Source organism: Bradyrhizobium sp. LeoA1Lang (assembly GCF_055413685.1).
The window spans coordinates 50652-70244 of sequence record NZ_JBVAPG010000024.1; the positions used below are offsets into that span (position 1 = coordinate 50652).

Annotated in this window: 19 protein-coding genes; 9 read left to right on the forward strand and 10 right to left on the reverse strand. The window is 63.5% G+C overall.

The genetic code is table 11. The annotated features are described in order from the left end of the window. Positions 1-485: 485 nt before the first annotated feature. Complete coding sequence (locus ACZYOF_RS11415) at positions 486-2072, reverse strand: hypothetical protein (protein WP_463715813.1); 1587 nt, start codon at positions 2070-2072, stop codon at positions 486-488. Positions 2073-2386: 314 nt separating this feature from the next. Between ACZYOF_RS11415 and ACZYOF_RS11420 the strand changes: the two genes are divergently transcribed. From ACZYOF_RS11420 to ACZYOF_RS11430, 3 genes are all read left to right on the forward strand, one after another. Further along, positions 2387-4090 (forward strand): ABC transporter ATP-binding protein, encoded by a 1704-nt coding sequence (locus ACZYOF_RS11420; protein WP_394568510.1) that lies wholly within the window; start codon positions 2387-2389, stop codon positions 4088-4090. A gap of 199 nt (positions 4091-4289) precedes the next feature. Beyond that, the gene (locus ACZYOF_RS11425) at positions 4290-4616 is read left to right on the forward strand and encodes a hypothetical protein (RefSeq protein WP_130578724.1); all 327 of its coding nucleotides are present in this window, start codon (positions 4290-4292) and stop codon (positions 4614-4616) included. Between the two features lie 123 nt (positions 4617-4739). Continuing rightward, positions 4740-5480, forward strand: coding sequence for an acetoacetate decarboxylase (locus tag ACZYOF_RS11430; protein ID WP_130578723.1), 741 nt, complete (start codon positions 4740-4742; stop codon positions 5478-5480). Positions 5481-5638: 158 nt separating this feature from the next. Here ACZYOF_RS11430 and ACZYOF_RS11435 read toward each other — a convergent pair whose 3' ends face one another. From ACZYOF_RS11435 to ACZYOF_RS11445, 3 genes are read right to left on the reverse strand one after another with little or no spacing between them, the layout of a single operon-like run. After that, on the reverse strand, positions 5639-6811 hold the full coding sequence (locus ACZYOF_RS11435; protein WP_394568513.1) for an MFS transporter: 1173 nt from the start codon (positions 6809-6811) through the stop codon (positions 5639-5641). Between the two features lie 25 nt (positions 6812-6836). Next, positions 6837-8207, reverse strand: coding sequence for an NAD(P)-binding domain-containing protein (locus tag ACZYOF_RS11440; protein WP_463715814.1), 1371 nt, complete (start codon positions 8205-8207; stop codon positions 6837-6839). 47 nt (positions 8208-8254) lie between these two features. Beyond that, a complete protein-coding gene (locus tag ACZYOF_RS11445; RefSeq protein WP_463715823.1) occupies positions 8255-8572 on the reverse strand; it encodes an ArsR/SmtB family transcription factor in 318 nt (105 codons plus the stop codon). Between the two features lie 137 nt (positions 8573-8709). On the opposite strand from ACZYOF_RS11445, the gene ACZYOF_RS11450 reads away from it, so the two are divergent. The 3 genes from ACZYOF_RS11450 (at position 8710) to arsC (ending at position 10256) form a co-directional block, all read left to right on the forward strand. Beyond that, positions 8710-9072 (forward strand): ArsR/SmtB family transcription factor, encoded by a 363-nt coding sequence (locus ACZYOF_RS11450; RefSeq protein WP_463715815.1) that lies wholly within the window; start codon positions 8710-8712, stop codon positions 9070-9072. Between the two features lie 81 nt (positions 9073-9153). Next, complete coding sequence (locus ACZYOF_RS11455; RefSeq protein WP_463715816.1) at positions 9154-9855, forward strand: aquaporin; 702 nt, start codon at positions 9154-9156, stop codon at positions 9853-9855. Then, positions 9852-10256, forward strand: coding sequence for an arsenate reductase (glutaredoxin) (gene arsC, locus ACZYOF_RS11460; protein WP_463715817.1), 405 nt, complete (start codon positions 9852-9854; stop codon positions 10254-10256). The genes ACZYOF_RS11455 and arsC overlap by 4 nt, the downstream gene beginning before the upstream one ends. 147 nt (positions 10257-10403) lie before the next feature. On the opposite strand, the gene ACZYOF_RS11465 is transcribed toward arsC, so the two are convergent. The 6 genes from ACZYOF_RS11465 to ACZYOF_RS11490 all read right to left on the reverse strand — a co-directional run bounded on the left by ACZYOF_RS11465 (position 10404) and on the right by ACZYOF_RS11490 (position 15329). Further along, on the reverse strand, positions 10404-11834 hold the full coding sequence (locus tag ACZYOF_RS11465; protein ID WP_463715818.1) for a homospermidine synthase: 1431 nt from the start codon (positions 11832-11834) through the stop codon (positions 10404-10406). Positions 11835-11888: 54 nt separating this feature from the next. Beyond that, the gene (locus tag ACZYOF_RS11470) at positions 11889-12278 is read right to left on the reverse strand and encodes a RidA family protein (RefSeq protein WP_130578716.1); all 390 of its coding nucleotides are present in this window, start codon (positions 12276-12278) and stop codon (positions 11889-11891) included. A gap of 98 nt (positions 12279-12376) precedes the next feature. Beyond that, complete coding sequence (locus ACZYOF_RS11475) at positions 12377-12562, reverse strand: hypothetical protein (protein WP_463715819.1); 186 nt, start codon at positions 12560-12562, stop codon at positions 12377-12379. Next, the gene (locus ACZYOF_RS11480) at positions 12559-13149 is read right to left on the reverse strand and encodes a GNAT family N-acetyltransferase (RefSeq protein WP_463715820.1); all 591 of its coding nucleotides are present in this window, start codon (positions 13147-13149) and stop codon (positions 12559-12561) included. The genes ACZYOF_RS11475 and ACZYOF_RS11480 overlap by 4 nt, the downstream gene beginning before the upstream one ends. Positions 13150-13269: 120 nt before the next feature. Further along, positions 13270-14412, reverse strand: coding sequence for a type III PLP-dependent enzyme (locus ACZYOF_RS11485; RefSeq protein ID WP_282529448.1), 1143 nt, complete (start codon positions 14410-14412; stop codon positions 13270-13272). A 656-nt stretch (positions 14413-15068) separates the two neighbouring features. Continuing rightward, positions 15069-15329, reverse strand: a complete 261-nt coding sequence (locus ACZYOF_RS11490; protein ID WP_282529449.1) for a hypothetical protein — start codon at positions 15327-15329, stop codon at positions 15069-15071. A gap of 129 nt (positions 15330-15458) precedes the next feature. On the opposite strand from ACZYOF_RS11490, the gene ACZYOF_RS11495 reads away from it, so the two are divergent. The 3 genes from ACZYOF_RS11495 to ACZYOF_RS11505 are packed head-to-tail and all read left to right on the forward strand — an operon-like array spanning position 15459 to position 19313. Then, a complete protein-coding gene (locus tag ACZYOF_RS11495; protein WP_463715821.1) occupies positions 15459-17549 on the forward strand; it encodes a M3 family metallopeptidase in 2091 nt (696 codons plus the stop codon). Positions 17550-17559: 10 nt separating this feature from the next. Then, a complete protein-coding gene (locus tag ACZYOF_RS11500; protein ID WP_282529451.1) occupies positions 17560-18195 on the forward strand; it encodes a DUF1007 family protein in 636 nt (211 codons plus the stop codon). Then, the gene (locus tag ACZYOF_RS11505; protein WP_463715822.1) at positions 18192-19313 is read left to right on the forward strand and encodes a nickel/cobalt transporter; all 1122 of its coding nucleotides are present in this window, start codon (positions 18192-18194) and stop codon (positions 19311-19313) included. Before ACZYOF_RS11500 ends, ACZYOF_RS11505 begins: the two co-directional genes overlap by 4 nt. The last annotated feature ends 280 nt before the right edge of the window (positions 19314-19593 follow it).

The following is a 19593-nucleotide window of genomic DNA, read 5'->3' on the forward strand; positions in this document are numbered from 1 at the left end:
GCTGCGCGCGGAGTTGGCGCGTGCACCTGCACGGCCGGAAGCTCGTGCGACGTCTGCGCAACGGCTGCGTCTCCGCCATCAATCGTCAACGCAAGTGCGCTTGCTGCAGCCAGAAGGGTTTTCTTGTGAAGTGTAGTCCCGCGCGTCATCAGATCAGTCGCCCCAAAATCCCCAGCCGACTTCTGTCGGCTACCGAGATCGCGACCTACAGGAGGTCGTGGTGCGGTCACAATGCGGCGGGCTTAGATTCCATCTAGCTTTTCACGCAGATTCAGAGATGAGATGCTGAACACAACTCGCCGCCGCGCACGGCGCGATTTGACAAAAGCGACGACGTTTGATCTTCGACGTTCATTTGTTTTTGATCTGCCGTCATCCACGAGAATTCAACTAAACAATCTCGCTTCGATACGTGCAGGCGCGTGTATGCAGCGAGGGCTTGCATGCACGACGTGCATTTGAACGGAAGAAACGACCTCCAACGGTCAGCCTAGCACCTTCTTCTGCAGATAGCTGAAGGCAACGAAGACCAGCACGGCGCCAAGGATCCGGAGCAGATAGAGCATGCCCTGAGGCCATCCATCATAGCGTACATCTTGGTGGCTCTTGTCCAAGTGGATGCCCGGTATCACTGAATCCAGAGCTAACAGGAAAGGACTTTTCGGTTGGTACGAACCTGCTGCCAGACGATTGGAGGCGTGCCAGAAGATTCCCCAGCCAAGCAGCACGAATCCGAGGATCCACAAGAAGCCTACTTCCGGATGGAAGCCGTAATCGGCTACAAGCCATGTGAAAGTGAGGCCAACAAAATCCAGCGACGCTATGTCCGCCCAGTGCCAGTCTTGGTTGTTCTTGGCAATCAGGATTTTGTCGGAGTTGTGGGTTTCACCCCGTTGTGCATATGACTTGGCGATCAGCGTATATGGCTCCAGGTCCGGGCGGCCGTTAGTGCGGATCCCGGCGTATGCATCCATGGCGCGGATGACCGGCATCGGGTCCGGACCGAGATAGGCATTGGCGAAGATGAACTGGTCGAGCTTGATCCGCTGGGGCGATGCGCCCGCAGGGCTGACCTGAAAGGTGAAGACCCCATGGTCCACGGACTCAGTGATGCTCAGCTCTGGTTTATTGGTGTCCCTGGAGCGGTTCCAGTCAGGCTGATGGATGAAGAGGTCGCCGACTTTCACGCGCTTCAAGTCGATGGCGTCGTAGGACCCTTCCAAGATTGATAACCGGTCCTCGATCCGTGCCGTATGAATCGTCAGTGCTCCATCTGGCTTCTCTGCATCGAATGGCGGCGGATTGGGACCCACATGGTCCGGTCCGACCTTCTTCGCGGTAACCGATACTTTATTCAGCAGGAAATGCTTGGCCGCTACCAATTGCATCTTGATGCTTGCCAAGTGGGAGTTCTCCAACCTGAGATCACCATCAAGGGTCGTATTCTGGATTACGAACCTCTCGACGTATGCGTTTTGTATATCCAGCGATTTCAGCGCCGCGGTGTCGATAACGAGTCGGTCGGTACTGAACCCGAACAACCTGAGCGGCACGTTCCACGTGTGATGCCTCAATTCCGGGTCGCCGAAAATCATCGCCAGAAATTTGCTGCTGAGCGTTCGCGATTCGTCGGTGGCCAGCTTCTCGGGGTTCTCATTGTTCGCCTTTCGAAGAGCTTCAAGCTTCTGCCGGTACACGGCATCGCGCTTGGGTGAATCCTTGTCCCCCTGTCTGTCCGCGTAGTCGTTCGCTTCCTTCTCGTCGAAATCGACGTTGAGATGCCGGCAGATTTGTTGCCATGCCCATACCTCAGGTTCCGACCAGGCGTCGGAAGCCTTCTTCTCGCACTTTTTTGCGTCGACAATGAAGACGGCGGTTGCTGTCGGGTCTTCCGATGGCGTGCCGTTAGGCTGATCCGCGGGTTTGAAGGTAGCCTGGGCAGCACACGTGGCAGAGGCCGAGATCAGGCAGATGCTGCAGCAGGCGACAAAAGCAACAACCGATCCCCGCTTACGCCAACGCTGTATCCATTCCAAACAAGCTGTGCTTTGCATGGCCGTGCCCTCCGGCATCGGATGGATCATCATCAATTTAACAGGAAATTCCCACAGGCAATGTGATCAGCTTCACACCGTTCGCGGTGTTCAGTACGGACTGCGGTGCGGGCATCTGCCTGATGCCCGAGGTCATCGCATCGATGCGATCGGCATGCTTCCGTTGCGAAGGCGGCGAATGCCTGGTTTGCGTCCAGAAGCGAACGTTCGCCCACGATCGGACAGAAGCAACTTTTTTCCTAAAGCCGTCGCCACCGTCGTTGATCGGTCATGGTCTCTGAGACAGAATTGGCCAATCGAAATTTGCGTGAATCGCTCCAAATCAGAAACTTATGACCAAGCCCGCGAGCAACGCCCCTATCGCCGAAATCTTCCATGCCTACTGGAAATCCGACTGGCGGGCGCTGTCGCTGGTGGCGGCGATCGTTTTCCTGTCGAGCGCGAGCGGCATCGCTGCGCCGTACCTGTTCTCCCGCCTGGTGGACCGGCTGACCAAGGAGACTGTTGTCTCGGACCTTCTATGGGCGTTCCTGCTCTACGCGGCGCTGGTGGGACTGGCCTCGGCGCTGCAGCGCGCGGTGCAACATCTGTCGGTGATGACGGCCGAAAACCTCGGATTCATCGTAAGCACGCGGTTCTTCGAACGCATCTTGAGGAAAAGATCCGACTTCTTCGTCGAGCATAACCCGGCCGAGATCCAGACTGCCGGCGCCCAGGGGCGCGGCGCACTGACGACGATCATGCACATCGCGCTGATCGTGTTCATCCCGGGCGCGACGCAGATCGCCCTCACGCTCGTCACCCTCGGCGCTCTCTTGAGTATCGAGGTCGTGGCGATCGTCGCCGCTTACGGCGCCGCCATGATCACGATGACATTCGTCTCGACGCGTCGATCGCAGGCCCTTCTCGACGCTGCCGTCTCGGCTGCGCAGGAAAATGCTCGATTCGTCGGCAACGCGATGAACGCGATGGAGACGTTGCGTCATCTCGGCAGTCATGCATGGATGAGCAGCCGCTTTACCGAGAAGGCTCGTGCGGTAAAGGATAGCTGGCGGGCTTACACATTCCGTCGCGCCGGCTCGTCGGCCCTGTTGGGCCTGGGTCTCTCGATCCAATTCGCCGTCAATTTCCTGCTGTTGCTGCCTCGCTATCAGGCCGGAGCGACGACGGTCGGCGATATCGTGCTGTTCAACGCCCTGTTGCTCCAGCTCAACCTGCCTTTCGAGATGATCGCCCAGACGATGGATAGTTTCGCGCGTTCCCGAGCGCAACTCATCCCGCTCGCCGACATGTGGCGGGCTCCCGAAGAGAGTGAATCCTTGCATGCAGAGACCTTCGTCCCCCGAGAGGGACGCATCATCTTCGACGATATCAGGTACGATTACGGCAACGGTCGTGGGGTCGATGGGATCAGCTTTACGGCGAGCCGCGGCTCCATCACGTTTATCGTAGGCGAGACCGGCTCCGGAAAGTCGACCATCTTCAAGCTCGCGCTGAAATCCATCGAGCCGCATTCAGGTCGCATTCTCGTCGACGACATCGATCTCCTGCGCATCGCGCGCGCTGACTGGTACCGCGCCATAGCGGTTGTGCCTCAGGACGTCGTGCTGCTCAACGAAAGCCTTGCAGACAACATCATTCTGGGCCGCACACGAGATGAGGCCCGGCTTCGTGACGTCTCGGAAAAGGCGGCTATCCTGTCGTTCATCGATGCGCTCCCGGAGGGCTTCGAGACCAGGGTCGGCGAACGCGGCCTGAAGCTATCGGGCGGAGAGCGCCAGCGCATCGCGATCGCCCGCGCTTTGTATGGCAACCCGACCGTTCTTTTCCTCGACGAGGCGAGCTCTGCGCTCGATGACGCAACCGAGCGGGACATCATGAACCACGTTCGTACCCTCGTTCGCGATGTCACGGTGCTGGCCATCACGCACCGAAGGTCCGTTCTTGGCGAGGCGGACAATGTCGTGGACTTAAGCGATCCCGGGCAATCCCGCACCCCAGGGATTCCCGCATTGGCGCCGCTGTTAAAGGATTAGCACCGTAGCCCGGGTGGAGCGGAACGCGTAACCCGGGGCCGTTCGCAAACGCCGGTACAGATTTCCCGGGTTACGCGTTCCGCTCCACCCGGGCTACAAGCTACAGGCCGTAAGTCGGCACGACGCCAGCCGCCCTGCGAGCGGAACCAGGCCTCGCCGGGATCGTTGACTCCGCGGACAATGACGCGGGTAGAACGAGATGACGACCGACAGGCAGCGCAGATACAGGAAGGATCTTCTGATCGCATCCGCCCTGTTTGTGGGCGGACTTGTGATTTCGACCGCTTCGCTGGTCGAGATTGCCGCGCGCCAATCCGAGGAGGTGGCGCAGGCAACGCCGCCAGTGCAGTCGTCCCCGCCCGAGCCGCAGACGAAGCCAGCCGAATCAAAGCCGGGCGGCGAGCGGCCGACCACGCCGGCGCCCGAACCCGCACGTCCCGACCCGCAGGCACAGAAGGCCGGCGCGCAGCCCGCGCTGCCACCCGCGCCCGCGGAAAAGACCGCGCCGCCGGTCCAGCAGAAGTGATTTCCTCGCGTTCCCGGGACCGGCCTGAACGGACCCTGCCGAATTTACAGTCTCGCCTGCGTCCCTCTGCCGCCGCATAATCCTGGTCGCCAGCGACACGCCAACGACCTATGGGGTCAGCAGATGAAGATCGACGACGTCAGGCGAAGTGCCTATTCGATGCCGCTCACCAGCCCCGCGTTTCCGCCGGGGCCCTATCGCTTCTTCAACCGCGAATATTTCGTCATCACTTACAGGACCGATCCCGAAGCGCTCGCCGCCGTGGTGCCGGAGCCGCTCGAGGTCGCCGAGCCCGTGGTGAAATATGAGTTCATCCGGATGCCCGACTCCACCGGCTTCGGCGACTACACCGAGACCGGTCAGGTGATCCCCGTTCGCCTGAAAGGGGAGGAAGGGGCTTACACCCACGCGATGTATCTGGACGACGAAGGGCCGATCGCCGGCGGCCGCGAGCTCTGGGGATTTCCGAAGAAACTGGCGAGGCCGAAGATCGAGGTCGAGAGCGACGTGCTGGTCGGCACGCTGCATTACGGCTCGGTGCTCTGCGCCTCCGGCACCATGGGCTATAAGCACCGCCCCGTCGATCATGACGCCGTGCTGAAGAGCATGAAGGCGCCGAACTTCATCCTGAAAATCATCCCGCATGTTGACGGCAGCCCGCGCATCTGCGAACTCGTACGCTTTCATCTCGAAGACATCACGCTGAAGGAAGCCTGGACCGGTCCTGCCGCCCTCGGCCTGTTTCCGCACGCGCTCTGCGACGTCGCGCGCCTGCCGGTGCGCGAGGTCGTCTCCGCCCTGCATTTCAAGGCGGACCTGACGCTGGGGCTCGGCACGGTGGCGTTCGATTATATGGCGAAGTGACGAAGGCGGCGGCGCGAGACTCCCGATCTCGTCATGGCCGGGCTTGACCCGGCCATCCGCGTCTTGGCCAACCGAGGCAGAGTGTGAATGCACGGCGCGAGGCCGCGCATGACCGTCCGAGCCGCAGCGCCAGCCCGGCATGCGTCACGGATCACCGATCAGGTGGCGCTATCCACGGGCGGCTGCGCTGTGGCTTTAACCGCCGAAGATTGGGGGCGCGACAAGAGTGCTATTAGTGCCGAAAGACTCAGTCCGGCCGATACGATCACTATCGATCGGCCTAGGGTATCTATAAGCAGTCCGAACCCAAGGGGCGCGAACGCTTGGCAAATGCGGGATGGTGCGCCGATCAAGCCAAGCCGATAGGCGTAGTTCTCCGGTCCGAAAATCGCCAACGGGAGCGTTCCCCGTGCGATGGTCAGGATACCATTGCCGGCCCCATGTAGCAGAGCGAAAGCGGCGGCCGCACCACCGCCGAAAATGCCGATTGCGCACGCTCCGATGGGATGAGTGATACAGGCAAGTCGTGTCGAGACGAGCGGGTGAAAACGATTAAGAAGGCTTGCTTCTATCATACGGGCTGCGACTTGGGCGGGTCCGATCATCATGCCGGCGAACACCGCCTGCGCTGGCGTCGCACCGAATGCTTCGACGATCCGTGGCAGATGCGCGGCCATCGCCGATGTCACCGTCCAAGCGGCCGCGAACGCGAATGAGAGCAGGACCATGGTTCGGTCGATCGGAATATGCGGCTTCGTCACGGGTCCTTCTGAGCGGACCGGTTTTGCCGCGCTGGGCAGCGCGAGATTGAGGGGTAGACCGATAACGACGTGCGCGATCGCCCAAGCGTAGCAGGTTTCCCGCCAACCGATCGTCTCGAGCCCGAACGAACTCAGTGGCCAGCCGACGGTACTGGCAAAGCCGGCAATCAGCGTGATGCCGGTGATCGAGGCGCGTGCGTCGCTGCCGTAGATGCGTCCCAACGCTCCAAACGCCGCATCGTAGAGTCCGAGGCCCATGCCGATGCCGAGCAGGAGCCACGCCGCCGACATCGCCCACACAGAAGCCGATGCGCCAAGCAACGCGAGCCCGGCTGCAAGAACCACATTCGAGATACAGAGGACCTGCCTCCCTCCGACGCGGTCGATCTGGCGGCCGACGCGTGGACCCAGTAATCCGGAGATGACAAGGGACGTCGAGAAGGCCGCGAAGAACCAGTTGGTCGAAATTCCGAGATCGCGGGCGATCGGATCTGCCAGGATCGCCGGCAGATAATAGCTCGATCCCCAGGCCAGCGTTTGGGCGGTCCCAAGCGCGGCGACCACCCGCAAGCGTTGTCTGTCCACTTCCGCGTCCTCAGGAGCAGCCGCATCCGGACTTGCCGGCGGCCTTCGCCACGGCATCGTCGGAGCAGCAGGCGTCGATGCCGGCCGGTGCCGGCCCGCCGCAGCAGCCGGATGCAGCGATCCCGCCGTCAACGCCGCCGCGCGTGCAGACGCCGGTTTCGGGGAGTTCGAGTTCGACGCGCTCGGCGGCTTCTTTGTCGCCAGCGATATTGGCGGCGATCGAGCGCACCTGTTCGTAGCCGGTGATCATCAGGAAGGTTGGCGCCCGACCGTAGGATTTCATGCCGGCGAAGTAGAAGCCCGGATCGTCCTGCTGCAGTTCGCGCGCGCCGTGCGGGCGCACGGTGCCGCAGGAGTGCTCGTTGGGATCGATCAGCGGTGCGAGCGCGACCGGCGCCTCGATCGCGGCATCGAGCCGGAGCCGAATCTCGCTGAGGAAGGAGTGGTCCGGACGGAAGCCGGTTGCGATGACCAGCTCGTCGGCGACGACGCTGCGTCCACAGCAGGCTGACGAAGTCGCGATCCGAAGCCGGCCGTCGATCGGCGAGATCGCCGAGACGGAAAATTCGGCCTCAACCTGCACCTGGCCTGATGCGACCAGCGAGGCGAAGTGGGTGCCGAGTTCGCCACGCGCCGCCAGCTTGTCGTTCGCGCCGCCTCCGAAGGTTTTGGCAGGATCATTGCCGCGGAGCAGCAAGATCGGGCGGGTGCCCGGCACCTGACGGGCCAGCGTCGCCAGGTCGGTCAGGGTACCGATCGCCGAATGTCCCGCGCCAAGTACGGCGACGGCTTTGCCAGCGTAGCGGTCGCGGTCTTTGCCGAGCACGTCCGGCATGCCGTAGGCGATCTTCGCTTGGGCCTCTCGTTCGCCGATCGCCGGAAGGCCGTTGGCGCCGGCGGGATTCGGCGAGAACCACGTTCCGGATGCGTCGATGACGGCATCGGCGCGGAGGGTCTCAGGCCCCTTGCCGTTCTGGTAGCGTATCTCAAAGGGTGCAGCCTCTCGGCCCTTCGTCCTCGCCTTGTCAAAGCCGGCACGGGCAATGGCGGTGACGCGGCTCGATGTGCGGATAGTGTCCTTCAGGTGCGTGCGCGTCGCGAGCGGTACAAGATACTGGGCCAGGAGTTCGCCGCCGGTCGGATAGACCTGTGGGTCCGGCGAATTCCAGCCTGTTGGCGCGAGCAACCGTGCGGCGGCCCGGTCGACGTTGTATTCCCAAGGTGAAAAGAGCTGGACGTGTTGCCATTGACGGACCGCATGTCCGGCTTCTGGTCCGGACTCGAGCACGACGGGCGTCATGCCGCGCTCTAACACGTGCGCGGCCGCAGCCAGGCCGACGGGGCCGGCTCCTATGATCGCGACGGTCTTTCCTGCGCTCATTTCCCGCTCCTATCCTTCTAGAATTATCGAATGAGTTGGCAAAAAAATCAGGCCGCTGTCTGCGCTTTCTCGCATTGGGTCTCGTCGACGCAGCACTCGGCAACGAGGAAATCCACCAAACCCTGCATGGTGTCGTATTCGGCGTGGCAAACCAGCGTCGTGCTCTCGCGCACCTGCGAGATCAGACCGACGGAGACGAGCGTCTTGATATGGTGCGACAGTGTCGAGGCCGGAACCTTGAGCCGCTCCTGCAGGCGCCCGACCGGCATGCCTGCACGTCCGGCGCGGACCAGCGCGCGATAGATTTTCAACCTGGTCGGGTTGCCTAGCGCTTCGAGGCGGGCTGCTGCATCATCGATCTTCACGAAGTGCAGGATGAGCGCGGACAGTGTATTTGTCAAACTGTATTTCTAGAATATTGGAAATAGTGCCGGTCCACCGGTCTCCTTGCACGCGGATTTTTTGAGTTCACTCCATCCGATATTTCCATAAGTCTGGATATATGGAAACTGAAGAAGCAGTCTTGGCCCTCGCGGCCCTCTCACAAGCGACCCGCCTTGAGGCCTTCCGGACGTTAGTCAGCCACGAACCTGACGGCCTTGCGGCTGGCGATCTTGCCCGTCTGCTCGAAGTTCTGCCGAACACGCTGTCGGCGCATCTGTCGATTTTAACCCGCGCGCGGCTTGTGACATCCGAACGGCATAGTCGCTCGATCGTCTATCGCGCCAATCTGGCTGAATTCCGCGACGTCGCCGTGTTCCTGCTCCGGGATTGCTGCGACGGACGACCGGAGGTCTGCACGCCGGTCGTCGAAAGTCTGCAGTCCTGTTGTTCTCCGAAGCGAAAGGAGCGAACCCGTGGCTGACAACCTCTACAACGTCCTGTTCCTCTGCACCGGTAACTCGGCGCGCTTGGGCGCGAAGCAGCCAACGCCGAGGGCCGGCTGATGGAGGCCTTCGACCTTTCGCGACGCTTGGCGGCCGAGGCATTGGGCACCGGAATTCTCGTCGCCACCGTGGTCGGGTCCGGCATCATGGCCGAGACCCTGACCAAAGATGTCGCTCTCGCGCTTCTCTGCAATACGCTGCCGACTGGCGCAATCCTGGTTGTGCTGATCAGCGTGCTCGGACCGATCTCCGGAGCGCATTTCAATCCAGCCGTAACGCTCGTCTTCACCGGCAAACGCGAGTTGCCGGCGAATGAGGCTGCACTGTATGCGATAGCGCAGATCGCAGGTGGCATCGCCGGAACGATGGCCGCGCATTTGATGTTCGCTCTGCCGGTGATCGACGTCTCGACCAAAATGCGGACAGGTGGACCGCAATGGTTTGCGGAGGCCGTGGCAGCTTTTGGCCTGATCACAACGATTCTGGCTGGCATCCGTTTTCAGCGCGCCGCCGTTCCCTGGCTGGTGGGCCTGTACATTACGGCCGCGTACTGGTTTACCGCCTCGACATCGTTCGCCAATCCGGCCGTGGCGATCGCGCGTTCGCTGACGAACACGTTTGCAGGCATTCGCCCGATAGATTTGCCTGGCTTCATCCTTGCGGAACTATGCGGAGCGCTCGTCGGCATGCTGTTGATGACTTGGCTGCTCGGGCGACCTCAGGCGCGCGGGCCGGTCCCAATAGCGGAGACAACCAGATGAGCGTCACCATTTATCACAACCCGGCTTGCGGCACGTCCCGCAACACGCTCGCCATGATCCGGCAGAGCGGCGTCGAGCCCACCGTCATCGAGTATCTCAAGACGCCACCGTCGCGCGAGCGGCTGATGGAGCTGATCACCGCGATGGGCATCGCGGTGCGCGCCCTGCTGCGCGAGAAGGGCACGCCCTACAAGGAGCTTGGCCTTGATGATCCGAAATGGTCGGACGACGAATTGCTGGATTTCATGATGGCGCATCCCATCCTGATCAACCGTCCCATCGTGGTTACCCCGAAGGGCGTGCGGCTTTGCCGGCCGTCCGAGGCGGTCATCGACCTTCTGGAGAATCCGGTCGGACGTTTCGTGAAGGAAGATGGCGAGGTCGTTGAAGGCCGCAGATAAATTCCGGCCTCGCAAAAGTAGCCTCCGTCATTCCGGGGCGGCGCGCAGCGCCGAACCCGGAATCGATTTCTCCGCCTGCGCCCGCGGCCCGATGGATTCCGGGCTCGCGCTTACGCGCGCCCCGGAATGACGAGAGGAGCGCGCGCGTCAGCGCACCAGCACGTTCCGGAACTGCCAGGGATCGGAGGTGTCGATATCCTCCGGGAACAGGCCGGGCCGGTCGGCGAGCGGGGTCCAGTCGGTGTAGAAACCCTTCACCGGGCCGAGATAGGGCCGCTGGATTTCCAGGCAGCGGTGAAAATCCAGCTCGTCGGCTTCGACGATGCCGGCTTCCGGATTTTCCAACGCCCAGACCATGCCGGCGAGCACGGCCGAGGACACCTGCATGCCGGTGGCGTTCTGGTAAGGCGCGATCTGGCGGGTCTCCTCGATCGAGAGCTGCGAGCCGTACCAATAGGCGTTCTTGGCGTGGCCGTAGAGCAGCACGCCGAGCTCGTCGATGCCGTCCTCGATCTCGTTCTCGTCCAGGATGTGCCATTTCGGCTGCATCCGCCCCGCAGCGCCGAACATCTCGTGCAGCGACAGCACGGCGTCGTTGGCCGGGTGGTAGGCGTAGTGGCAGGTCGGGCGATAGATCACCTTCTCGCCGTCGCGCACGGTGAAATAATCCGCGATCGAGATCGCCTCGTTGTGGGTGACCAGGAAGCCGTATTGCGCGCCGGGCGTCGGGCACCAGGAGCGCACGCGGGTGTTGGCGCCGGGCTGCAGCAGATAGATCGCGGCCTGGCAACCATGCGCGTGCGTGCGGCCGTTCTCAGGCATCCACTTCTCGTTGGTGCCCCAGCCGAGCTCGGCCGGCTGCAGGCCCTCGGAGACGAAGCCCTCGACTGACCAGGTGTTGACGAAGACGTTCATCGGCTTCGGCTTCTTGGAGCGCTGGGTGTCGCGCTCGGCGATGTGGATGCCCTTGACGCCGAGCTTGTAGGCGAGCTGGCCCCAGCCCTCGCGGCTTTTCGGCTCGTTGAATTCGACGCCGGTGTCGCGGGCGATGTTGAGCAGCGCCTGCTTGACGAACCAGGACACCATGCCGGGATTGGCGCCGCAGGTCGAGACCGCGGTGGTGCCGCCCGGGTTCTTGCGCTTGGCTGCAAGCAGCGTCTCGCGCAGCGCATAGTTCGAACGCCCTTCGGTGCCGATGTTCTTGTCGAAATAGAAGCCGTGCCACGGCTCGATCACGGTGTCGACATAGAGCGCGCCGATCTCGCGGCACAGCGTCATGATGTCGACCGAGGAGGTGTCGACCGAGAGGTTGACGCAGAAGCCCTGACCGCCGCCGGCGGTCAGGAGCGGCACCAGCAGTTCGCGGTAATTGTCGCGGGTGACGCCATCCTTGATGAAGCGCACGCCGTGCTTCCTGGCGAGCTCGCCATCCTCGTGCGGATCGATGATGACGAAGCGCGACTTGTCATAATCGAAATGCCGCTCGATCAGAGGCAGCGTGCCTTTGCCGATCGAGCCGAAGCCGATCATGACAATGGGGCCGGAAATCTTGGCGTGGATCTGCGAGGAGGGGCTCATCATTTTCTCCAGGAGATGGCTCGAGCGGGTGGATGGTTGGTGGACGTTGATGGATCAGGCAGTGCGTCGTTTCGCGGTGACTTCGATCTCGACCTTCATCTCGGGCTTGTAGAGCCCTGCGACGATCAAGAGCGTGGCGGCCGGGCGGATGTCGCCGAGGAACTCGCCGCAGACCGCGAAGTGGGCATCCGCGTCCTTGGCGTCCGTCAGGTAGTAGGTCGCGCGGACGATGTCGGCCAGCGCGAAGCCGCCTTCCTTCAGGGCGGCCTCGATGGTCTTGAAACAGTTCCGTGACTGGCTCGTGACATCATCAGGCATCGTCATCGTCGTGTAGTCATAGCCGGTGGTTCCAGCGACGAAGGCGAAATCGCCGTCGATCACGGCGCGGCTGTAGCCGGCAGTCTTCTCGAAAGGCGAGCCGGTCGAGATCAGGCGGCGGGACATTCAGGACCTCCTATTCTCAGCGTTGCGCGACATAAGGGTACTTGCGCGGGTTTACGGGATTTTCCCGCCCGCGCAACCTTCGGTTCTGGTTTCGCGGGTTAGCGGGAGTGCTGGGTCGTGTCGGCGGCGGGCGCGGACGGCGAACTCCAGCGGCGCACGAAGATGTCCCTGACGATCATGACCGAGATCAGGATCAGGACGATGGTGGTAATGACGCTGCGCAGAACTGGACGCGCGACGTCGCTGGTTGCGGGAAGGTCTTCGGCCATGATCGCAACCGTCACGCGGCCTGCGGCACGGAGCGCAATGCGCGTGCCTTGCGTTTGAGCAGCAGTGCGCCGGTCGCGGTGATCATGCCGCAGGCGCCGTCGAGCGCGCCCTCGGAGAGTTCGAGACCGAGCAGCCGGTCGCGCTCGAACGGGCCGGGCAGCGCCACTTCGCTCATCTTCTCCGGCGAGAAGCCGAAGCGGGCGTAGTAGGGCGCATCACCGAGCAGGATCACCGCGCCATGGCCGCGCGCCCGTGCGATCTCGATCGCGCGATCCATCAGCGCGGCGCCGACGCCGAGGCCGCGGCAGGTGGAATCCACCGCCAGCGGCCCCAGCATCAGCGCGGGTCTGCCCCCGGCGCTGACGTGCCACAACCGCAACGTTCCGACCAGCCGGCCACGTGCGACCGCCGACAGGGCAAGGCCTTCGGCGGGCGCGCGTCCGTCGCGCAGGCGCTGGCATGTGCGCTGATGGCGGTTCTCGCCAAAGCAGGCATCCAGCAGCATTTCACGCGCCTCGACGTCCGAGGAACGCTCCGCACGGATCACGAACGGAGCGGCGCTCGGGGTGAGGGCAACGGTGGTCTTCCGCAAAGCAGTCATGGCACGTCAGTCCCCGCTTCCAGCGGCGGGGCGCACCGGTGGAAGCGTCGTTCAGAATTCGAAATGTCGGGGAGGGAGCCGGCAGGCCGGCTCCCTGGTTCGTCGATCCTTAAAGGCGGATCAGATGTGGTAGGTCCTCAACGGCGGGATGCCGTTGAAGGCCACCGACGAGTAGGTCGACGTATAGGCGCCGGTGCCTTCGATCAGCAGCTTGTCGCCGATCTCGAGCGTCACCGGAAGCGGATACGGCAGCTTCTCGTACAGCACATCGGCCGAATCGCAGGTCGGGCCAGCGAGCACGCACGGCGTCATGTCCGCCCCGTCATGCGGGGTGCGGATCGCATAACGGATCGATTCGTCCATCGTCTCGGCGAGACCGCCGAACTTGCCGATGTCGAGATAGACCCAGCGCACCTCGTCCTCGTCGCTCTTCCTGGAGATCAGAACGACTTCGGTCTCGATGATGCCGGCATTGCCGACCATGCCGCGGCCAGGCTCGATGATCGTCTCCGGGATCTGGTTGCCGAAATGCTTGCGCAGCGCGCGGAAGATCGACCGGCCATACTGCACGACCGGCGGAACGTCCTTCAGGTACTTGGTCGGGAAGCCGCCGCCCATGTTGACCATGGACAGGTTGATGCCGCGCTCGGCGCAGTCGCGGAACACGGTCGAGGCCATCGCCAGCGCGCGGTCCCACGCCTTCACCTTGCGCTGCTGCGAGCCGACATGGAAGGAGATGCCGACCGGCTCCAGTCCCAGCCGCTTGGCGAGGTCGAGCACGTCGACCGCCATCTCCGGGTCGCAGCCGAACTTGCGCGACAGCGGCCATTCGGCGCCGGCGCAGTCATAGAGGATGCGGCAGAACACCTTGGCGCCGGGAGCGGCACGGGCGACCTTCTCGACCTCGGCGGCGCAGTCGACCGCGAACAGGCGAATGCCGAGCGCGAAGGCACGCGCGATGTCGCGCTCCTTCTTGATCGTGTTGCCATAGGAGATGCGGTCCGGCGTCGCGCCTGCGGCCAGCGCCATCTCGATCTCGGCAACGGTCGCGGTGTCGAAGCAGGAGCCGAGCGCGGCGAGCAGCGACAGCACTTCCGGCGCCGGGTTGGCCTTCACCGCGTAGAACACGCGGCTGTCCGGCAACGCCTTCGCGAAGCTCTGGTAGTTGTCGCGCACGACTTCGAGGTCGACGACGAGGCACGGCTCGGTGTCGAGGCCCTCGCTGCGGCGGTGACGCAGGAATTCCTGGATGCGCTCGGTCATGGCACTCTCCCAACGACCCCAGCGACGGGGCCGCATTTCAAGAACAAGACGTCGGATAGGAGCCCTCTGGCCGCATCGCGCGATGGAGGCGCAACGAAGCCAAAAAACTCAAACCAGACTGTGCTGCCGTGGATTGGTTGGGAGATTTCCCGCCCGCTCACCTGGCAATGAAGGACAAGCCTTTTCAGTAGCCCGCGCCGGCGTTGGAATGCCGGTAGAGACCAAAAAAGCCCGCTCCGTCGTTGCTTTAAGTCGCGTCCCCCGTTGAGAGCGGGGTGCGCCGGTTCGCCTCCGGCTGCCAGTCACGGTTGCAAGAGATGGAGAGACCTTCATCGGCATCCCTTGAGAGAGATGCTGGCCGCATCAGAGGCGACCCTCGGTTCTTCATCCCTTGGCGGCTGTCCGGCCTCTTGTCCGGATACCTACCGACTGACACACGACCACAGGCACGTGCGAAATTGGGCAAGGTTGGAAATAAGTGTTTTGACTCAGCCGCGCAAGAATTTTTTTCCGATGCGCGCAGATTTCCCTAACGCGAGCTTGCGATCGTTTGTCGCTGCACGCGCGGAAGCGCCGAACATGAACGGCCGTTAAGAGAAGCTAGCAGTCGGCTGCGCGTTTGGAGCCTTCTGCCACAGTGTTTTCGCAGTCGCGCCTCACGCGCGCCGCGTGAACGGCTCGATGCGCTGCGCCGCGCGGATGAACGCGATCATCACGAGGACGCCGAGCGCGAACAACACCGCTTGCAGGATGTGCGCGGCGGTGTCCTCGAGCCCGAACAGGATCGCAAGCGCCCAGCCGCCGGCGAAGGCCGCGCCGAACACTTCCGCGCCGATCAGGATCGCCGCGCTGATCACGGTGATCACGCTCGGCCAGGCGATCTGGCGGTTGCCGGTGGAGGAGGGCTGCGGGTTCATTGAAGAAGATCCTTTTTGAGGGGCGCAATGTCCCTGAAATGGGCCCTGCGATCAAGCGCAAAAGGCCCAAAATTGCCGCAGGACATGGTATACATTGCCGCAATATCCGGGACAAAAACGGGATTTCGCATGTCGGCAAGCTCGCAAGTTTCAGGTGCCTCGCAAGGCTCGGCCAACCCGCTGCTGCAGGGCTGGCAGACGCCGTTCGAGACGCCGCCTTTCGACGAGATCAAGCCCGAGCATTTCCTCACCGCCTTCGAGCAGGCCTTTGCCGATCACTCCGCCGAGATCGCCGCGATCGTCCATGATCCGGCGGCGCCGGACTTCGCCAACACCATCACCGCGCTGGAGCGCTCCGGCAAGCTGCTCTCCAAGGTCGCGGCGGTGTTCTACGACCTGGTGTCGGCGCATTCGAACCCGGCGATCCTGGAGATCGACAAGGAAGTCTCCTTGCGGATGGCGCGGCACTGGAACCCGATCATGATGAATGCTGTGCTGTTCGGCCGCATCGCGCTGCTGCACCAGAACCGCGCCTCGCTCGGCCTGAGCGGGGAGCAATTGCGGCTCCTGGAGCGCACCTATACCCGCTTCCGCCGCGCCGGCGCCGGCCTCGACGAGGCCGCAAAGGCGCGGATGGCCGAGATCAACGAGCGGCTCGCCCATCTCGGCACCAGCTTCAGCCACCATCTGCTCGGCGACGAGCAGGAGTGGTTCATGGAGCTCGGCGAGGACGACCGTGCCGGGCTGTCGGACAGCTTTGTCGCCGCCGCCAAGGCTGCGGCGGAAGAGCGCGGGATGGCCGGCAAGGCGATCGTGACGCTGTCGCGCTCTTCGGTCGAGCCGTTCCTGAAAACCTCGGACCGACGCGACCTGCGCGAAAAGGTCTTCAAGGCCTTCACCGCGCGCGGCGACAACGGCAACGCCCACGACAACAACGAGACCATCGTCGAGATCCTGGCGCTGCGCGAGGAGACCGCTGGCATCATGGGCTTCTCGAACTACGCCACCTACCGGCTCGAGGATTCCATGGCGAAAACGCCGGAGGCCGTGCGCGGCCTGCTGGAGCGGGTCTGGAAGCCGGCGAGGGCGCGGGCGCTCGCCGATCGCGACGCGATGCAGGCGCTGATCGCGGAGGAGGGCGGCAATTTCACGCTCGCGGCCTGGGACTGGCGCTACTACGCCGAGAAGCTCCGGCAGATCAGCGCCAATTTTGACGACGCCGCGATCAAGCCATATCTCGTGCTCGACCACATGATCGAGGCCGCCTTCGACTGCGCCACCCGCTTGTTCGGCGTCACCTTCGAGGAGCGCAAGGATATCCCGGCCTGGCACCCGGACGTCCGGGTCTGGGAGGTCAAGGACCGCGACGGCAAGCACAAGGCGCTGTTCTATGGCGACTACTACGCCCGCCCCTCGAAGCGCTCCGGCGCCTGGATGACCTCGCTGCGCGACCAGCAGAAGCTCGACGGCGCGGTGGCGCCGCTCGTCATCAATGTCTGCAATTTCGCCAAGGGCGCGGGCGGCGAGCCGGCGCTGCTGTCGCCGGACGATGCCCGCACCCTGTTTCACGAATTCGGCCACGGCCTGCACGGCATGCTGTCCAACGTGACCTATCCCTCGCTGTCGGGCACCTCGGTGTTTACCGATTTCGTCGAGCTACCGTCGCAGCTCTACGAGCACTGGCAGGAGCGGGGGGAGGTGCTGCAGCGCTTCGCCAAGCACTACCAGACCGGCGAGCCGCTGCCGGACGACCTGCTGCAGCGCTTCCTCGCCGCGCGAAAGTTCAACCAGGGTTTTGCCACCGTGGAGTTCGTCTCCTCGGCGCTGATCGACCTCGAATTCCACACCCAGCCGGCCGAAGCCAGCCGCGACATCAGGGCCTTCGAGAAGCAGGAGCTCGAGAAGATCGGCATGCCCGCCGAGATCGCGCTGCGGCACCGGCCGACCCAGTTCGGCCACATCTTCTCCGGCGACCACTACGCCGCCGGCTATTACAGCTACATGTGGTCGGAGGTGATGGACGCGGACGCCTTCGGCGCCTTCGAGGAGGCCGGCGATATCTTCGATCCCGCGACCGCAAAGCGCCTGCTCGACGACATCTATTCGTCGGGGGGCTCGCGCGATCCGGAGGAGGCCTACGTCGCCTTCCGCGGCCGCGAGCCGGAGCCGGATGCGCTGCTCCGCCGGCGCGGGCTGCTTGAGACGGCCGAGGCCGCCTGAAGTGAGGCGCATGTCCCGCAACTGGCTCGGCCTCTTGGTCGCCGGAGCCGTAATGTTCGGCGCGGCCGCCGCACAAGCCCACCCGCATGTCTGGATCACCGCCAGGAGCGAGGTGATCTATGCGCCCGACGGCACCATCACCGGCGTCCGCCACGCCTGGACTTTCGACGACATGTTCTCGACCTATGCGCTGCAGGGCATCGAGGCCAAGACCAAGGGCGCCTACACCCGCGAGGAACTGGCGCCGCTCGCCCAGACCAATGTCGAGTCGCTGAATGAATACGCCTACTTCACCTTCGCCAAGGCCGACGGCAGGAAGCAGAAATTCACTGAACCGATCGACTATTTCCTCGAATACAACAACACGGAATTGACGCTGCACTTCACGCTGCCGGCGAAGACGCCGTTCAAGACCAGGCAGCTCTCGCTCGAAGTGTTCGACCCCGCCTTCTTCATCGACTTCAAATATGCCGACAAGGACCCGGTCAAGCTGGTCGGCGCACCGGCCGACTGCAAGCTGCAATTCCAGCGGCCGAATGACGGCACCGCGAGCGCGCAACAGCTCGGCGAGCAGAACTTCCTGAACGGCGATAGCTCCAACTTCGGCGCGATGTTCGCCAACAAGATCGTGGTGGAGTGCCCATGAAGCAGGGATCGTCTTTCGCGCGGGGCCTGGCGATTGCCGCCGTGGCGCTCGCAGCCTTCGTGCTGGCCGATGCCGCGATGCATGCGCTATCAGCGCAAAATCCGTTCGGGGCCCCGCGACGGGCGGCCGAGCCGCAGGTCGGCGGTATCATCGGCTGGCTGCTCGCCAAGCAGGGCGAGTTCTACCGAGAGATTTCTTCGACCATCCGTGCCGCCAAGACCGATGGCTATGCGGTCTGGACGCTGCTCGGGGTCTCCTTCGCCTATGGGATCTTCCATGCCGCCGGTCCCGGCCATGGCAAGGCCGTGATCTCCTCTTATCTCGTCGCCAACCGGGAAACCGCCTGGCGCGGCATCGCGCTGTCGTTTGCCTCGGCCCTGCTGCAGGCAGTCGTGGCCGTGGTGTTCGTCGTCATCGGCGCCTGGCTGCTCAACGCCACCGCGAAAACCTCGTGCGGCGCGGAAAAAGTGATCGAGATCGCCAGCTATGCCCTGATTGCGGCATTTGGCGCGCGGCTGGTCTGGAGCAAGGGCGGCGGCTTCTTCCGCGCGCTGCAGGCGCATGTGCCGCAGCCGGCCATCGCCGGCGTCCCACTTCGTCGCCATGATCGCGGTCACCATCATCGGGACCATCATCATGACGACAGCCATGATCATCATCACGATCACGGTCATGGCGTTGGGCACCAGCACGCCCACGCTCACGCCCATGTCCATGACGAGCATTGCGGCCATTCGCACGGGCCCGAGCCAAGCGAGCTCGCAGGCCCCGGCGGCTGGCGCCGCGGTTTGAGCGCGATCGTGACCGTCGGCATCCGGCCCTGCTCGGGCGCGATCCTGGTGCTGGGATTCTCGCTGGCCCAGGGCCTGTTCTGGGCCGGCATCGCCGCGACCTTCGTGATGGGGATCGGCACCGCGATCACGGTGGCGACGATCGCAATCCTCGCCGTCTCCGCCCGCGGCCTGGCGCAACGCGTCAGCGCCGGCCGTGACGGCAGCGGCATGCTCTTCATGCGCGGCATCGAGTTCGGCGCCGCCGGCTTGGTGCTGCTGTTCGGGCTGGGGCTGCTGTTCGGCTATCTCGCCACCGAGCCGCCGACCTGCGCCTATTTTATGTGACGAGCCGCGGAAGCGGCCTCGGGAGTTACCTCTCCCCGCTCTTCGCGGGGAGAGGTCGGCGCGTAGCGCCGGGTGAGGGGCTCTCTCCGCGAATACAACTTCTATTTTTTTCGCGGAGACAGCCCCTCACCCCAACCCTCTCCCCGTAAGAACGGCTGTCCGATTCACACATCGCGGAGCGCCAGACTGGTACCAAATTTGATGCGCTGGAAGGCTTCGAGCCCCAAGCGCATCGTTTTCGGCCCGGGCTTGCCATAGTAGCCGTCCCATCCGCCCAGAC

Excerpts from the sequence above, each read along its gene's own strand:
- ACZYOF_RS11415 (WP_463715813.1), bottom strand. The coding sequence starts at position 2,072 with ATGCCGGAGGGCACGGCCATGCAAAGCACAGCTTGTTTGGAATGGATA.
- ACZYOF_RS11470 (WP_130578716.1), bottom strand. The coding sequence starts at position 12,278 with ATGTCCCGCCGCCTGATCTCGACCGGCTCGCCTTTCGAGAAGACTGCC.
- ACZYOF_RS11450 (WP_463715815.1), top strand. The coding sequence starts at position 8,710 with ATGGAAACTGAAGAAGCAGTCTTGGCCCTCGCGGCCCTCTCACAAGCG.
- ACZYOF_RS11440 (WP_463715814.1), bottom strand. The coding sequence starts at position 8,207 with ATGAGCGCAGGAAAGACCGTCGCGATCATAGGAGCCGGCCCCGTCGGC.
- ACZYOF_RS11465 (WP_463715818.1), bottom strand. The coding sequence starts at position 11,834 with ATGAGCCCCTCCTCGCAGATCCACGCCAAGATTTCCGGCCCCATTGTC.
- ACZYOF_RS11480 (WP_463715820.1), bottom strand. The coding sequence starts at position 13,149 with ATGACTGCTTTGCGGAAGACCACCGTTGCCCTCACCCCGAGCGCCGCT.
- ACZYOF_RS11490 (WP_282529449.1), bottom strand. The coding sequence starts at position 15,329 with ATGAACCCGCAGCCCTCCTCCACCGGCAACCGCCAGATCGCCTGGCCG.
- ACZYOF_RS11420 (WP_394568510.1), top strand. The coding sequence starts at position 2,387 with ATGACCAAGCCCGCGAGCAACGCCCCTATCGCCGAAATCTTCCATGCC.
- ACZYOF_RS11425 (WP_130578724.1), top strand. The coding sequence starts at position 4,290 with ATGACGACCGACAGGCAGCGCAGATACAGGAAGGATCTTCTGATCGCA.
- ACZYOF_RS11430 (WP_130578723.1), top strand. The coding sequence starts at position 4,740 with ATGAAGATCGACGACGTCAGGCGAAGTGCCTATTCGATGCCGCTCACC.
- ACZYOF_RS11495 (WP_463715821.1), top strand. The coding sequence starts at position 15,459 with ATGTCGGCAAGCTCGCAAGTTTCAGGTGCCTCGCAAGGCTCGGCCAAC.
- arsC (WP_463715817.1), top strand. The coding sequence starts at position 9,852 with ATGAGCGTCACCATTTATCACAACCCGGCTTGCGGCACGTCCCGCAAC.
- ACZYOF_RS11505 (WP_463715822.1), top strand. The coding sequence starts at position 18,192 with ATGAAGCAGGGATCGTCTTTCGCGCGGGGCCTGGCGATTGCCGCCGTG.
- ACZYOF_RS11455 (WP_463715816.1), top strand. The coding sequence starts at position 9,154 with ATGGAGGCCTTCGACCTTTCGCGACGCTTGGCGGCCGAGGCATTGGGC.
- ACZYOF_RS11485 (WP_282529448.1), bottom strand. The coding sequence starts at position 14,412 with ATGACCGAGCGCATCCAGGAATTCCTGCGTCACCGCCGCAGCGAGGGC.
- ACZYOF_RS11500 (WP_282529451.1), top strand. The coding sequence starts at position 17,560 with ATGTCCCGCAACTGGCTCGGCCTCTTGGTCGCCGGAGCCGTAATGTTC.